At 71.1% G+C, this 12,150-nt stretch carries 12 protein-coding genes; 7 read left to right on the top strand and 5 right to left on the bottom strand.

The features are described 5' to 3' along the window. Positions 1-112: 112 nt before the first annotated feature. On the bottom strand, positions 113-1,360 hold the full coding sequence (locus M503_RS0111225; protein ID WP_028919826.1) for a threonine/serine ThrE exporter family protein: 1,248 nt from the start codon (positions 1,358-1,360) through the stop codon (positions 113-115). Between the two features lie 172 nt (positions 1,361-1,532). Between M503_RS0111225 and M503_RS0111220 the strand changes: the two genes are divergently transcribed. The 4 genes from M503_RS0111220 to M503_RS0111205 all read left to right on the top strand — a co-directional run bounded on the left by M503_RS0111220 (position 1,533) and on the right by M503_RS0111205 (position 5,196). Next, positions 1,533-2,651 (top strand): ABC transporter permease, encoded by a 1,119-nt coding sequence (locus M503_RS0111220; RefSeq protein WP_028919825.1) that lies wholly within the window; start codon positions 1,533-1,535, stop codon positions 2,649-2,651. Positions 2,652-2,780: 129 nt separating this feature from the next. Continuing rightward, a complete protein-coding gene (locus M503_RS16385) occupies positions 2,781-3,614 on the top strand; it encodes an ABC transporter ATP-binding protein (protein ID WP_051414555.1) in 834 nt (277 codons plus the stop codon). Between the two features lie 2 nt (positions 3,615-3,616). Continuing rightward, positions 3,617-4,543, top strand: a complete 927-nt coding sequence (locus M503_RS0111210; RefSeq protein ID WP_024868619.1) for an MlaD family protein — start codon at positions 3,617-3,619, stop codon at positions 4,541-4,543. Beyond that, the gene (locus tag M503_RS0111205; protein ID WP_028919824.1) at positions 4,540-5,196 is read left to right on the top strand and encodes an ABC-type transport auxiliary lipoprotein family protein; all 657 of its coding nucleotides are present in this window, start codon (positions 4,540-4,542) and stop codon (positions 5,194-5,196) included. Before M503_RS0111210 ends, M503_RS0111205 begins: the two co-directional genes overlap by 4 nt. A gap of 6 nt (positions 5,197-5,202) precedes the next feature. Here M503_RS0111205 and M503_RS0111200 read toward each other — a convergent pair whose 3' ends face one another. Next, a complete protein-coding gene (locus M503_RS0111200; protein WP_028919823.1) occupies positions 5,203-5,808 on the bottom strand; it encodes an alpha-ketoglutarate-dependent dioxygenase AlkB family protein in 606 nt (201 codons plus the stop codon). A gap of 139 nt (positions 5,809-5,947) precedes the next feature. Between M503_RS0111200 and M503_RS0111195 the strand changes: the two genes are divergently transcribed. Together M503_RS0111195 and M503_RS16890 are read left to right on the top strand one after the other, a co-directional pair. After that, a complete protein-coding gene (locus M503_RS0111195) occupies positions 5,948-7,591 on the top strand; it encodes an electron transfer flavoprotein-ubiquinone oxidoreductase (RefSeq protein WP_028919822.1) in 1,644 nt (547 codons plus the stop codon). A gap of 69 nt (positions 7,592-7,660) precedes the next feature. Continuing rightward, a complete protein-coding gene (locus M503_RS16890; protein ID WP_051414553.1) occupies positions 7,661-8,551 on the top strand; it encodes a class I SAM-dependent methyltransferase in 891 nt (296 codons plus the stop codon). 31 nt (positions 8,552-8,582) lie between these two features. On the opposite strand, the gene M503_RS0111185 is transcribed toward M503_RS16890, so the two are convergent. Next, a complete protein-coding gene (locus M503_RS0111185) occupies positions 8,583-9,212 on the bottom strand; it encodes a CoA transferase subunit B (RefSeq protein WP_028919821.1) in 630 nt (209 codons plus the stop codon). Continuing rightward, a complete protein-coding gene (locus tag M503_RS0111180; RefSeq protein WP_028919820.1) occupies positions 9,212-9,937 on the bottom strand; it encodes a CoA transferase subunit A in 726 nt (241 codons plus the stop codon). The genes M503_RS0111185 and M503_RS0111180 overlap by 1 nt, the downstream gene beginning before the upstream one ends. A gap of 142 nt (positions 9,938-10,079) precedes the next feature. Between M503_RS0111180 and M503_RS0111175 the strand changes: the two genes are divergently transcribed. Then, a complete protein-coding gene (locus tag M503_RS0111175; protein WP_024868626.1) occupies positions 10,080-11,423 on the top strand; it encodes a phosphomannomutase/phosphoglucomutase in 1,344 nt (447 codons plus the stop codon). Between the two features lie 49 nt (positions 11,424-11,472). Here M503_RS0111175 and rfbD read toward each other — a convergent pair. Further along, positions 11,473-12,150: dTDP-4-dehydrorhamnose reductase (gene rfbD, locus M503_RS0111170; RefSeq protein WP_028928261.1), on the bottom strand; the 678-nt coding region annotated here is incomplete at its 5' end.

Genomic DNA, 12,150 nt, shown 5'->3' with positions numbered 1-12,150 from the left:
GCGGCCGCAAGCGCGTGGTCAAGAAGAAGTAATCGATCCAGGCGCCGGCCCGCTGGCCGGCGTGCGGCAGCTCCTCCGACGGGCTTGATCCGGCCGCCAGCAACGCGCTCCGCTACAGGTTCTTGCGCGCCGGGATCAGCAGGTTGCCGAACAGCAGGCCCGCCACCAGGGCCAGCACGATGTTGGTGACCACCAGCAGCGCGCTCTGCCCCGCATCCACGTCCTGCTGCTGCACCAGGGTCAGCAACCCGCGCAGGCTCGCGCTTCCCGGGACCAGCATGATGATGCCCGGCAGCCGGATCAGCGCGCCGGGCCGCTGGATCCAGCGGCCGAAACCGTTGCCCGCCGCGGTCAACGCCAGCGCCGACAGGAAGATGCCCGCCGGGCTGCCCCAGGCCTGGCCCGCGTAGCGGGCGATGAGGTAACCGGCGATCGCCGCGCCCATCACCCACGGATAGTCGCGGCGCCGCGCCTTGAACAGCACGGCGAAGGAGAACGCGGCCAGCAGGATCGCCGCCCATTCCACCCAGTCCGGCTGCGGCCGCGAGGCGCGCACTTCCGGCTGCAGGCCGAGGACGCCCAGCAGCTGCACCGCGATCATCGCGCCGACGGTCAGCTTCATCACCGTGGTCAGGGCGCCGGCGAAGCGCACCGTGCCGGACACCCAGTGCTGGCTGCTCAACTCGTTCATCGCGTTGGTGATCGCCATACCCGGCAGCAGCGCGACCAGCGAGGCGATCACCACGGTGTTGAGGTTCAAAGGCGCGACCAGCACCGCGACCAGGGTGGCCAGCACGCCGGCGAGCAGGCCGGCCAGCGCCTCGGCGGCTTCCTTCAGCCCCGGCCGCGCGCTGGTGTACTGGTCGAGCACGCCGATCAGCACCCCGGCGACGCCGGCGGTGCCGATGTCCAGCCACGGCAGGCGCCACAGCCCGGCCACGGCTGCCGCGGCCAGGCCGAAGGCCAGCACCTGCATGACCCGCGTGCGGGTCGACACTGCGCGGTCCAGGCTGCGCAGCGCGGTGTGGCCCTGGGCGATGCTCATCTGGCCGCTGGCCACGGCCTCGGCGATGCGATCGGCCTCGCACAGCTTCTGCAGGTCGTTCTCGCCCGGCGCCAGGCGGATCACCCGGGTGGTGTCGGTGCTGCCCAGCGGCTTGCCGGGGTCGCTGAAGCTGAGGATCAGGCCGGTCGGGTTCGACCAGGGCTCGCACTCCAGGTCCAGCCGCTGCGACAGCGCGGTGATCGCCGCTTCCAGGCGCTGCGCGGTGGTGCCGTAGCGGTGCAGGCGCGCGGCCATCTCCGAAACGAAGGCGATGCGCTGTGCGTAGCTGGCCACGGGGCGGGCAGGAGTGTCCATCGCACTAGTATCGCCCGGAACCCCGACGGCCGGCCCCGGTCGCCACTGCCCCGAAGCGATGACGCCGCGCGCACCCGGCTTCCGGGGAACGCCGCGCGCTCCTCCGGGCCCAGCCGTTCCGATGACGCCGCGCGCACCCGGCTTCCGGGTATGCTCGCGCACGGAAACGCACATGACCGAACCGACCGGATCCCCACCGCGCTGGCAGCAGGCCGCAGCCGACCCCGGCTGCATCGTCCTGTCCGGGGACTGGACGCTGGACCACGCGCTGGACATGGCGGGGCAGCTGCGCGGATTGCCCGAGGAAACCGCCGAGGTCGACGCCACCGGCATCGGCCGGCTGGATTCGGCGGGAGTGATGCAGCTGGCCCGCTTCGCCCACCGTCGCGGCCTCGACGACAGCCGGCTGCGCTTCCGCGACGAACACGCGCGCCTGGTCCAGGCGATCGACGACGTCTCCGACGACCGCCCGCCGCGCGGTCGCGACTACGGCGTCGCCGCGGCGCTGGAACGCATGGGCCGGGCCGTGCATGCGGCCGCGCGCGACATCGTCCAGCTGGTCGGCTTCACCGGCGAGAACCTCGCCAAGCTGGCGCGCACCGTGCGCCAGCCGCGCCGCTTCCGCTTCACCGCCACCGTTTCGCACATGGAGCAGGTCGGCCTGGACGCGGTGCCGCTGGTGGCCCTGCTGTCCTACCTGGTCGGCGCGGTGATCGCGTTCCTCGGCTCGACCATCCTGCGCGACTTCGGCGCGGAGATCTTCGTGGTCGAGCTGGTATCCATCGCCTTCCTGCGCGAGTTCGCGGTGCTGCTGACCGCGATCGTGCTGGCCGGCCGCACCGCCTCGGCCTTCACCGCGCAGATCGGCACGATGAAGGCGCGCGAGGAGATCGACGCGATCCGCACCCTCGGCCTGGACCCGATCGACCTGCTGGTGATCCCGCGCCTGCTGGCGCTGCTGGTGATGCTGCCGCTGCTCACCTTCCTGGCGATGATGGCCGGCCTCGCCGGCGGCATCACCGTGGGCGCGTTCGACCTGGACATCCCGCCGCAGATGTACCTGGCGCGCATGCACGAAACCATGGAGGTGCGGCATTTCCTGGTCGGCCTGTCGAAGGCGCCGGTATTCGCGCTGGTCATCGGCCTGATCGGCTGCCTGGAGGGCCTGCGGGTGACCGGCACCGCCCAGTCGGTCGGCGAACGTACGACTTCCAGCGTGGTGCAGACGATCTCGCTGGTGATCATCATCGACGCGCTGGCGGCGTTGTGGTTCATGCATGTTGGCTGGTGATTGGAAAGCCGGGATTGGTGATCGGAAAGCCGGGATTGGTGATTCGTGATTGGTGATTCGAAAAAGCGGGAAGCGGGCGGCCGGGCAACCGGAGGGGATGCTGTTGCTGTTACGAATCACCAATCACCAATCACCAATCACGAGCCCGCGGACGCGGATGGCGGCGAACCCGCCATCCGTGTCCGCGGGCTGGTCAACCGCTTCGGCAGGCAGACCGTGCACGAGGGGCTGGACCTGGATGTGCGCCGCGGCGAGATCCTCGGCGTGGTCGGCGGCTCCGGCAGCGGCAAGTCGGTGCTGATGCGCAGCATCCTCGGGCTGCTGCGCCCGGCCGGCGGCAGCGTGCGCGTGCTCGGCACGGACGCGCTGTCCGACGATCCGGCCGCGCGCCTGCACGTGGAGCGCAATACCGGGGTGCTGTTCCAGGACGGCGCGCTGTTCTCCTCGCTGACCGTGGGCGAGAACGTCGAGGTCCCGCTCAAGGAGCACCATCCGCAGCTGCCGGAAAGCTGGCGCTACGAGCTGGCCCTGCTCAAGGTGAAGCTGGCCGGCCTCCCGGCCGACGCGATCGACAAGCTGCCCTCGCAGCTGTCCGGCGGCATGCGCAAGCGCGCCGGCCTGGCGCGGGCGCTGGCGCTGGACCCGCCGCTGCTGTTCCTCGACGAACCCACCGCCGGCCTGGACCCGATCGGCGCGGCCGCCTTCGACAACCTCCTGGCGACCCTGCAGCAGGCGCTGGGGCTGACCGTGTTCCTCATCACCCACGACCTGGACACCCTGTACGCTATCTGCGACCGCGTGGCGGTGCTGGCGGACCGCAAGGTGGTGGTCAACGCCCCGCTGGAGGAGGTCGAACAGTTCGACCACCCCTGGGTGCAGGAGTACTTCCACGGGCCGCGCGCCCGCGCCGCCCGCCGCGCGCGCGCGGGCGACCGCGGCGCCACCACGAACGAGGCAGGCTGAGCATGGAAACCCGCGCCAACTACGTGCTGATCGGCGCCTTCACCCTGGTGGTGGCGGTGGCCCTGCTGCTGTTCGGGCTGTGGGCGGCGAAGTATTCGTCCGAACGCAGCTGGCAGCGCTACATGATCGTGTTCGACGAGGCGGTGACCGGCCTGTCGGTGGGCAGCCCGGTGCAGTTCAACGGTATTGCCGTGGGCTCGATCGAACGCCTGTCGCTGGACCCGGACGACCCGCGGCGGGTGGTGGCGATCATCCGCGCCGACGCGACCGCGCCGGTGAAGACCGACACCCGCGCCAAGCTGGCCATCACCAGCCTCACCGGCCCGGCGATCATCCAGCTGATCGGCGGCACCCCCGGCGCGCCGCTGCTGGCCACCGTCGACAAGCGCGACCCGCCGGTGATCGCGACCTCGCCGTCGGCGCTGCAGAACATCACCGACACCGCCAACCGGATCGTCGAACGCCTGGACCAGGTGCTCAGCGACGACAACGTCGCCCACATCGCCTCCACCCTGGAGAACCTGGACCGGATCAGCGGCAGCATGGCCGCGCAGGACCAGGGCATGGAGGCGCTGCTGGTCAGCGCGCGCGACGCCGCGCGCAGCCTCGACGCCACCCTGCAGACCACCAACGCCACCGTGCAGCGCGTGGACCAGAACCTGGTACGCGAGCTGCCCGGGCTGATCGAGCGGCTCGACTCGACCCTGGCGCGGCTGGATTCGGCCGCCGGCAATGCAGACGCGATCCTTGGCGAGAACCGCGCCGCGATCAACAACTTCGCCAACGAGGGCCTGGCCCAGCTCGGCCCGACCCTGACCGAACTGCGCGGCCTGATCCGCGACCTGCGCCAGATCAGCGACCGCCTGGAAAGCAACCCGAGCCGCTTCCTGCTCGGCCGCGACGCCCCGAAGGAGTTCGAACCGCAATGAAGCGCCTTCCCTTCCCCGTCCTCCTGCGCAGGACCGCGGCGCTGGCTGCGCTGGGCCTGCTGGCCGGCTGCTCGCTCCTCGGCGGCGGCGCCCAGCGCGACCCGGTGACCATCCACGCGCCGCGGCTGCAGGCCCAGCCCGATCCGTCGTGGCCGCAGGTGCAGTGGCAGCTGGCCATCGCCCGCCCGATCGCCTCGCGCCTGGTCGACAGCCCGCGCATGGCGGTGCGTCCGGTGCCCGGCGAGCTGCAGGTCTACCGCGGCTCGGCCTGGGCGCAGCCGGCCACCGACATGATCGAAGGCAGCGTGCTGCGGGTGCTGGAGGAGTCCGGGAAGATCACCGGCGTCGGCCGCCTGTCCAGCGGCATGCGCTCGGACTACCGGCTGCTGATGGACCTGCGCCGCTTCGAGGCCGACTACCGCGGCGGCGACCTGCCGGTGGCCACCATCGAGATCAGCGCCTCGCTGATCGACAGCCGCGACCAGCGCATCGTCGGCCGCCACACCTTCCTGCGCGAACAGCCGGCCAGCGCCACCGAGGTCGCCAGCGTGGCCAGCGCCTTCGACCAGGCCCTGGCCTCGATCGCCAGCGAGATCGCCGGCTGGACCCTGGTGCAGGGCCAGGCCGACACCCAGGCGCGCCCGCGTCCCTGAGCGCCCTCACCCGCGCAGGCGCGGGTCCACCTGGCGGAAGGTCAGGTTGATGCGCGGCCCCAGCGGCCGCGCGGTGCGCGGCAGCGCGTGCTTCCAGTGGCGCTGGGTCCCGCCCTCCATCAGCAGCAGGCTGCCCGGCTCCAGCTCCAGGACGATGCGCCTTGAGGCATCGTCGCGACGGCGCAGCAGGAAACGCCGGGTCGCGCCCAGGCTCAGCGAGGCGATCAGCGGGCGCGGGCCCAGCTCCGGCTCGTCGTCGCTGTGCCAGCCCATCGAATCGGCGCCGCTGCGGTAGAGGTTGGCCAGCACGCTGTTGAACGGCGCCCCCAGTTCCTCCTGCAGGCGCGCGCGCAGGCCGGCCAGCGCCGGCGTCCACGGATGCGGGACGAAGCGGCTGCCGGAATAGCGGTACACCACGTCGGCGTCGCCGATCCAGCAGCTGAGCCGCGGCGACGGCAGCTCGCGGCCAAACAGGCGCACGTGGTGCACCTCCCAGGGCAGCCCTCCGCGCAGGGTCTCCATCAGCGCCGCGGCGGCGCGCGCATCCAGCCAGTCGCGGGCCAGCCGCAGCGTGGCGCCGGGCGCGCCGGGTGCGGGATCGATCCATTCCATGGGCCGACCGTAGCAGGCCGCGCCGTAGCCGCGCAGCAGCGGTCGCGCGCCGCCTGCGGGCCTCGGATCCGGCGCGGATTTGCCCGGCTCCTGACGAACCCCGAGAATACGGGCAGCCAAGAACCGCCACGGAGCCCGGATGTCCGACCACGCAGCCAACGGGGCCATCGCCGCCGACGCCATCGAGCGCGACGTGATGGAGTACGACGTCGTCACCGTCGGCGCCGGTCCGTCGGGCCTGGCCTTCGCCATCCGGCTCAAGCAGCTCAACCCGGACATCTCGGTCTGCGTGATCGAGAAGGCCAGCACCGTGGGCGCGCACATCCTCTCCGGCGCGGTGATCGAACCGGGCCCGCTGGATGCGCTGCTGCCCGGCTGGCGCGACAACCCGCCGCCGGTGTGCGTGCCGGCGGGCGAGGACGAATTCTGGTTCCTGACCAGGGACGGCGGCATCAGGTCGCCGGTGATCCCGCCGGGCATGCACAACCGCGGCAACTTCATCGTCAGCCTCGGCGCGATGTGCGCCTGGCTGGCGCCGCAGGCCGAGGCGCTGGGCGTGGAGATCTACCCGGGCTTCGCCGCGGCCGAGACCCTGCACGCCGACGACGGCACCGTGCTGGGCGTGCGCATCGGCGACATGGGCGTGGCCCGCGACGGTTCGCACAAGCCCGGCTACACCGCCGGCATCGACATCCGCGCCAAGGTGACGGTGCTGGCCGAGGGCGCGCGCGGCCACCTGACCAAGCGCCTCATCAAGCGCTTCGACCTGGACGCCAACAGCGACCCGCAGAGCTACTCGATCGGCATCAAGGAGCTGTGGCAGGTGCCGGAAGGCCGCGTCACGCCGGGGAAGATCTGGCACTCGCTGGGCTGGCCGGCCGACAACCGCACCTACGGCGGCGGCTTCCTCTACCACCTGGAGAACAACCAGGTCGCGCTGGGCTACGTCAGCGGCCTGGACTACAGCGACCCGCAGTACAGGCCGTGGGAGGCCTTCCAGCAGTGGAAGAACCACCCCAAGGTGAAGCCGCTGCTGGAAGGCGGCAGCATCCTCTCCGCCGGCGCGCGCGCGATCGTCACCGGCGGCTGGCAGGCGCTGCCGAAGGTGGAGATGCCCGGTGCCCTGCTGATCGGCGACACCGCCGGCCTGCTCAACGTGCCGAAGATCAAGGGCACCCACCAGGCGATCCGCAGCGGCATGCTCGCCGCCGAACACCTGGCCGCCAGCGGCCTGCAGCCGGCCGGCTTCGACGCGAAGCTGCGCGATTCGGAGGCGATGGCCGAACTGAAGAAGGTGCGCAACATCAAGCCCGGCTTCAAGAAGGGCCTGTGGTTCGGCCTGGCCAATGCCGCCTGGGAAACCGCGCTCGGCGGCGCCTCGCCGTGGACGCTGCGCGGCAAGCCGGACTGGTGCACGCTCGACAAGGTCGGCGAGCACGAATCGCCGAAGCGCGACTACGTCGAGCGCACCCTGGCCCCGCGCGACCGCCTGCAGGGCGTGTACTACGCCGCCACCGAGCACGACGAGGACCAGCCGGTGCACCTGAAGGTGGCCGACACCTCGATCTGCGTGGAGCGCTGCACGGTCGAGTACGCCAACCCCTGCACCCGCTTCTGCCCGGCCGGGGTCTACGAGATGGTCGAGGACGCCGCCGGCCGCCGCCTGCAGATCAACGCGGCCAACTGCGTGCACTGCAAGACCTGCGACATCAAGGACCCGTACGAGATCATCACCTGGGTGACGCCGGAAGGCGGCTCCGGACCGAACTACCAGAACCTTTGAAGGCTCCACGCGCGGAGGCCGGCCAAACCCGTTAGGATCGGGGTTCTGCCCGATGCGGGGGAAAGGCCTTTGGGGTTCAGTTTTCCGGACTGGGAAAGCCGCCGCGAGCATGAGGGCCTGCGCGACGCCTGGCTGGCCTCGCAGGATTTCGCCGCAGGCCAGCTCGACGGCCTGGAAGCCGACTGCGTCCTGTGCGGCATGCGCACCACCCTGCAACTGCGCGGCAATCCGGCCGCGCCGGACCTGCGCGAAGGCCTGGTCTGCGGCCACTGCGGCCTCAACACCCGGTTGCGCGCCGCGCTGCAGCTGCTGCGCGGGCAGCTCGCCGCCTCCGCATCCCTGTCGCAACCGCCGCTGCGTCGCCTGCTCGCGCGCCTGGGCCTGGGCGGCCCACCAAAGCCGCCGGAGGTGTACGTAACCGAGCAGGCCACGCCGACCTTCGTCTGGATGCAGAAGCACCTCGGCGCCCACCTGCACGGCAGCGAGTACGAACCGGACCCCGGCAAGCGCCACGCGCTCACCGAGTCGCTGCACAGCCTCGGCGGCACCGGCGAAGTCGTGTTCCGCGACCTGACCGCGCTGGATTTCGCCGACGCCTCGCTCGACGCGGTAGCCAGCTTCGACGTGCTCGAGCACGTGCCGGACTACCGCGCCGCGATCGGCGAGATGGCGCGCGTGCTCAAGCCCGGCGGCGCCTGCGTGGCCACCTTCCCGTTCAACGACCTGCCGGACACCCTGGTGCGCGCGCGCGTAGGGCCGGATGGCGAAATCGAGCACATCGAGCCGCCGGAATATCACGGCGATCCGATCAGCGGCGGCATCCTCTGCTTCTACCACTTCGGCTGGGACGTGCTGGCCCGCTTCCGCGAGGCCGGCTTCGCCCGCGCGCATATGGTCATGCCCTACTCGCTCGAGCAGGCGATCCCCTACGGGATGTGGACCCTGCTGGCGATCCGCTGAGCCGCCACGGGGCGGCCCGCGCGGTTGCCGCTTACTGCAGGAACGCGACCCCGGTCTTCTCCTTCAGTTCGTCGACGCCCACGCCCGGCGCGGTCTCGACCAGCTTGAGGCCTTCCGGGGTGACGTCGAACACGGCCAGGTCGGTGATGATGCGGTCGACCACGCCCACGCCGGTCAGCGGCAGGGTGCATTGCGGCAGGATCTTGTGCTCGCCGTTCTTCGCGGTGTGCTCCATCAGCACGACCACGCGCTTGACGCCGGCGACCAGGTCCATGGCGCCGCCCATGCCCTTGACCATCTTGCCCGGCACCATCCAGTTGGCCAGGTCGCCCTTGTCGGTGACCTGCATGGCGCCGAGGATGGCCAGGTCGATGTGGCCGCCGCGGATCATGGCGAAGGAATCGTGGCTGCCGAAGTAGCTGGCGCCCGGGCGCGCGGTGACGGTCTGCTTGCCGGCATTGATCAGGTCGGCGTCGACCTCGTCCTCGGTCGGGAACGGGCCGATGCCGAGCAGGCCGTTCTCCGACTGCAGCCACACGTCCACGCCCTCGGGGATGTGGTTGGCGACCAGGGTCGGCAGGCCGATGCCCAGGTTCACGTAGGCGCCGTCGGTGAGTTCGCGGGCGGCGCGCTGCGCCATCTCGTCGCGGGTCCAGGCCATTACTTGTTCTCCTGACGCACGGTGCGCTGCTCGATGCGCTTCTCGGGGTTCGGATTGAGCACGATGCGGTCGACGTAGATGCCCGGCAGGTGCACCTGGTCCGGGTCGATCGCGCCGACCTCGACGATTTCCTCGACCTCGGCCACGCAGACCTTGCCGGCCATGGCGCAGGCCGGGTTGAAGTTGCGGGCGGTCTTGCGGAACACCAGGTTGCCGGCGGCGTCGGCCTTCCACGCCTTGACCAGCGACACGTCGGCCACCAGCGCGGTTTCCAGCACGTAGTGCTTGCCGTCGAACTCGCGGGTCTCCTTGCCCTCGGCCACCACCGTGCCGTAGCCGGTGGCGGTGAAGAACGCGGGGATGCCCGCGCCGCCGGCGCGCAGGCGCTCGGCCAGGGTGCCCTGCGGGTTGAACTCCAGCTCCAGCTCGCCGGCCAGGAACTGGCGTTCGAATTCCTTGTTCTCGCCCACGTAGGACGAAATCATCTTGCGGATCTGCCGGGTCTCCAGCAGCTGGCCGAGGCCGAAGCCGTCGACGCCGGCGTTGTTCGAGATCACGGTGAGGTTCTTCACCCCCGAATCGCGCAGCGCGGCGATCAGCGCCTCGGGAATGCCGCACAGGCCGAACCCGCCGACCGCCAGGGTCTGCCCGTCGGCGACCAGGTCAGCCAGTGCCGTCCGTGCATCCGGCCGGACCTTGCCCGCGCGTGCTGCTTCGTTGCCCATCTCGCGACCTCCAGATAGCGGTACCGCCCGTATTCTAGGGGCCGCCGGCCCCGGCGGGCTTGGACTTTCGGGCACTGTTCGCGCCGGCGCGATGGGGCCCGGAGGTAGAATCGGGGGTTTCCCACCCACACGTGAACTCCCGATGACGCTTCCCGCTTTCAAGGCCTACGACATCCGTGGCCGGGTTCCGGACGAACTCGACGAAGACCTGGCCCGCCGCATCGGCGTCGCCCTCGCCGCGCAGCTGGGCGAAGGGCCGGTGGTCCTGGGCCACGACGTGCGCCTGAGCAGCCCGGGCCTGCAGGCGGCGCTGTCGGCCGGCCTGCGCAGCCAGGGCCGGGAAGTGATCGACATCGGCCTGTGCGGCACCGAGGAGGTGTACTTCCAGGTCGACCACCTCGGCGCGGCCGGCGGCGTGATGGTCACCGCCAGCCACAACCCGATGGACTACAACGGCATGAAGCTGGTGAAGGAACAGGCCCGGCCGATCTCCTCGGACACCGGCCTGTTCGCCATCTCCGACGCCGCCGAGGCCGATACCGCCCCGCCGGCGCCGCCGGTCGCCGGCGAGCGCGCGCACCTGGACAAGTCGGCCTACATCGGCCACCTGCTGTCCTACGTCGACGTGCCCTCGCTGAAGCCGCTGAAGCTGGTGGTCAACGCCGGCAACGGCGGCGCCGGCGCGATCGTCGACCTGCTCGCCCCGCACCTGCCCTTCGAGTTCATCCGCATCAACCACGAGCCGGACGGCAGCTTCCCCAACGGCATCCCCAACCCGCTGCTGCCTGGCAACCGCCAGGCCACCATCGACGCGGTGCGCGCCCACGGCGCCGACTTCGGCATCGCCTGGGACGGCGACTTCGACCGCTGCTTCTTCTTCGACGAGAAGGGCGACTTCATCGAGGGCTACTACCTGGTCGGCCTGCTGGCGCAGGCGATCCTGGCCAAGAAGCCGGGCGGCAAGGTCGTGCACGACCCGCGCCTGGTCTGGAACACGGTCGAGCAGGTCGAGGAAGCCGGCGGCGTGCCGGTGCTGTGCAAGAGCGGCCACGCCTTCATCAAGGAGAAGATGCGCGCCGAGGACGCGGTGTACGGCGGCGAGATGAGCGCGCACCACTACTTCCGCGAGTTCGCCTACGCCGACTCCGGGATGATCCCGTGGTTGCTGATCGGCGGGCTGGTCTCCAGCAGCGGCCGCAGCCTGGGCGACCTGGTCGAATCGCGCGTGCGCAAGTTCCCGTGCAGCGGCGAGATCAACTTCCGCGTGGCCGACGCCAGGGCGGCGGTGGCGCGGGTGATGGAGCACTTCGCCTCGCAGTCGCCGGCGCTGGACCACACCGACGGCATCAGCGCCGACTTCGGCGACTGGCGCTTCAACCTGCGCAGCTCCAACACCGAGCCGCTGCTGCGCCTGAACGTCGAGGCCCGCGGCGACGCGGAACTGATGCGCGCGCGTACCGAAGAGATCTCGAAGCTGCTCGGCTGATTGCAGCACTTCCGTGGCGATCCGCGATGCGGATCGCCACGCTGCGGGGTCAGGCCGCCAGTCCGGCGATCACCCGCTGCAGGCCCTGGCGCCAGTCCGGCAGTTCGACGCCGAAGTCGCGCTTGAGCGTGCCGGTATCCAGGCACGAGTACGCCGGCCGCTTGGCCGGCGTCGGGTAGTCGGCGGTGGCGATCGCCTGCACCCGCGGCGCGCGCGGCAGCAGGCCGGTACCGACCGCTTCGGCGAAGATCGCCTCGGCGAAGCCGTGCCAGCTGGTCTGGCCGTCCGCGACCAGGTGCCAGGTGCCCGAGACCGTGGCGTCACCCAGCGCCCGGCGCAGGGCCACCGCGGTGACGTCGGCGATCAGCGCCGCCGGGGTCGGGGTGCCGACCTGGTCGGCCACCACCCGCAACTCGTCGCGCTCGGCGCCCACGCGCAGCATGGTGCGCAGAAAGTTGTGACCGTGCGCGGCATAGACCCACGCGGTGCGGAACAGCAGAGGTTGGCCGCCGGCCGCACGCACCGCCTCCTCGCCGGCCAGCTTGCTGGCCCCATACACGCCCAGCGGCGCGGTCGGGTCGTCGACCCGGTACGGCCGGGTGCCCTGCCCGTCGAACACGTAGTCGGTGGAGTAGTGCACGAACGGGATGTCGGCCTCGGCGCAGGCCTTCGCCAGCGCGCCGGGCGCTTCGGCATTGATCCGGAACGCGGCCTCGCGCTCGCTCTC

Origin of the sequence: Pseudoxanthomonas suwonensis J47, assembly GCF_000513955.1 — a bacterium.
Classification (GTDB): domain Bacteria; phylum Pseudomonadota; class Gammaproteobacteria; order Xanthomonadales; family Xanthomonadaceae; genus Pseudoxanthomonas; species Pseudoxanthomonas suwonensis_C.
This window is presented reverse-complemented; position numbering and strand designations above follow the sequence as displayed.